We start from the raw sequence: 1,048 nt of genomic DNA, 5'->3' as shown, positions 1-1,048 counted from the left end.
CTTCCCCACCAACCCCGCCGCCTCGTTGCGCACCGCGAAGCCTCCACCCCGGACCCCAATCGGATCCAACGGCGGAATGTGCATCGCCACCACGTGCACCGCGTCTCGCGCCTCCTCCAACCAACCGTCCAGCGCCTCCTCCACCATCGGATCCACCGTGCTGCTGCCGGAGTCCACCAGGCTGAAGTGCACGCCATGGAAGGTGAAGTGCTGGCTGCCACGGCCCACCAGCCGCTGGTACTCGCGCGCGTCGTCCGTGAAGGTCTCGTGGTTGCCCAGCGTCGCGAACAGGGGAATCCGCGAGCCCGCTTCCAACCGCTGCTGGAACTCCTCCAGCTGCTCGCGCGTCCCGTACTCCGTCAGGTCCCCCGCGAAGAAGATGAAGCGCAACGTGGGGTCCTGGTTCAGCCGCGCGTAGACGTCCCCCACCTTCGACAGCGCCTCCTGCACGTCCGCCAGCGCCGCGAAACGGAACGGCTCGCGCGCGTCCCAGTCCGGCGGCGCCACCGTCAGCCGCATCGACGTCCCCGGCCGCAGGGCCACGCGCCACGCCTTCACCGTCGGGTGCGCGTCCGGCATCGCCACCACCGTCAGCGGCGTGCCCGCTTCGTCCACGGCGTCCAGCACCGCGTCCGGCATCGCGTTGTGCACCATGAACAGCCAGTCCGTCCGCGCGTCCGCGCCCGCGGTGACTTTCGTGGTGAACACCGGCGCCTGCCCCCACAACTCCAGCGTCCCCGACGCCAGCGTCCGCACCGACGCGAGCCCGCCCTCCACCTCCACCGTCAGCGCGTCCGCTTCCGCCTGGCCCACGCGCGTGTCCCGCACCGCGCGGTCCTCGCTGGGGCGCACGCAGCTTGTGGACAGCAGCGCCGCCGTCAGGCCCAGCGCACCCAGTGCACGAAGTCCTCCGCTCACGTGTCACCTCCCACCGCGTACACCAGCGACACCCGCCCCATCAGCGCGCCACCCGCCTGCGCCTCCGCCGCCACGCCCCAGCGCTCCGTCACCAGCACGCGCCCCTTCAGACCGAACGAACCAATCATCC

At 71.4% G+C, this 1,048-nt stretch carries 1 protein-coding gene; it reads right to left on the bottom strand.

The window, feature by feature from the left end:
- The coding region (locus D7Y15_RS43630; protein ID WP_148713056.1) for a metallophosphoesterase at window positions 1-918 on the bottom strand (918 nt) is incomplete at its 3' end.
- Window positions 919-1,048: the final 130 nt, after the last annotated feature.

This window comes from Corallococcus sp. AB030 (assembly GCF_003668965.1).
Taxonomy (GTDB): Bacteria; Myxococcota; Myxococcia; order Myxococcales; family Myxococcaceae; genus Corallococcus; species Corallococcus exiguus.
This window is presented reverse-complemented; position numbering and strand designations above follow the sequence as displayed.